1 protein-coding gene is annotated in these 1,296 nt (G+C 67.6%); it reads left to right on the top strand.

The genetic code is table 11. The features are described from left to right. A partial coding sequence (locus E1297_RS01745) for a condensation domain-containing protein (RefSeq protein ID WP_244327592.1) occupies positions 1-1,296 on the top strand: 1,296 nt, incomplete at both ends.

Genomic DNA, 1,296 nt, shown 5'->3' with positions numbered 1-1,296 from the left:
GGACAGGCTGAACCGGAACTTCCGGATCCGGCCGGTTTTTGTGATCTTGCGGCCTTGCGGGCGGAGCTGAAGAAGGTTCTTCCTGACCACATGATCCCGTCGCGTTTTGCCGGTCTGGCCAGCCTGCCGCTGACAGCCTCGGGCAAGATCGACCACAAGGCGCTGCCGGATGTGGCGGGTTCGGTGGCCCGCAGCGCCTTTGCCGCGCCGGTCACGGCCAGCGAACAGCAGGTTGCAGATGCCTTCTGCGCGCTTCTGGACGTGGAACAGGCGGGCCGCCACGACGGGTTCTTCGAGCTCGGCGGGCATTCCCTGAGCGCGGTGCGGCTGGTGGCGCGGCTGGAACAGCACACGGGCCAGGCCCTTGGCGTACGCGATGTGTTCGAAGAGCCAACGGTGGCGGGGCTGGCCGCCCGTCTGGAAGCAGCTGGCGGGCAACGGGACAGTTTGCCTCTGGTGGCGGTTGACCGGGCAAAGCCCGTTCCGCTGTCATTCGCCCAGGAACGGTTGTGGTTCCTTGACCGTCTGGATGCGCGGGCCGGGCGGGCCTATCACATGGAAACCGCGTTCCGGATCGACGGGGCGGTTGATGTCAGGGCTTTGGACCGGGCCCTTGTCCGTCTGGTCACCCGCCACGAGGTGTTGCGGACAGTGTTTGCGGCGGATGGCGCGGGCGTGCCGCATCAGGTGGTTCGGGACGTGCCGGACAGCGGCCTCCTGACGGTGGAGGATGCCAGCGGCCTGGACATGCCGGACCTGATGGCGCGGCTGGCCACGCTTCTGGCCCGGCCGTTTGATCTGGAAACAGGCCCCTTGTTCCGGGCGCATCTGCTTGCCAGGGGAACTCCCGCCGATGTTCTGGTTCTGGGCGGTCATCATGCGGTTCTGGACGGCTGGTCGCTGGGCATCCTGTTCCGGGAACTTGCGGAACTTTACCGGGAAGCCACGGGCGGTCCTGCGGCCGGTCTGATGGCCTTGCCGGTCCGCTATGCCGATTATGCCCACTGGCAGCGGCAGGTCCTGTCCGCGGACCGGCTTGCCGCGGAAACCGGCTGGTGGCAGGAGACGCTGTCGGGAGTTCCCGAAGCGATCACCCTGCCGTTTGACCGGCCCCGGCCGCAGGTGATGGATTATGCCGGCGGTGTGGTGCCGCTGACGGTTGGCCGCGCGGTGACCGGGCAGCTGAAAGGCCTCGCCCGGCAAACCGGCGCGACCCTGTTCATGGTTCTGGAAGCGGCCTTCTCGGCACTGTTGTCGCGTCTGGGCGCGGGCCGGGATGTGGTTGTCGGCACGCCG

It is taken from the genome of Roseibium sp. RKSG952 (assembly GCF_009711355.1).
The sequence above is the reverse complement of the archived record's forward strand: the minus strand, read 5'-3'. Positions and strand labels throughout refer to the sequence as shown.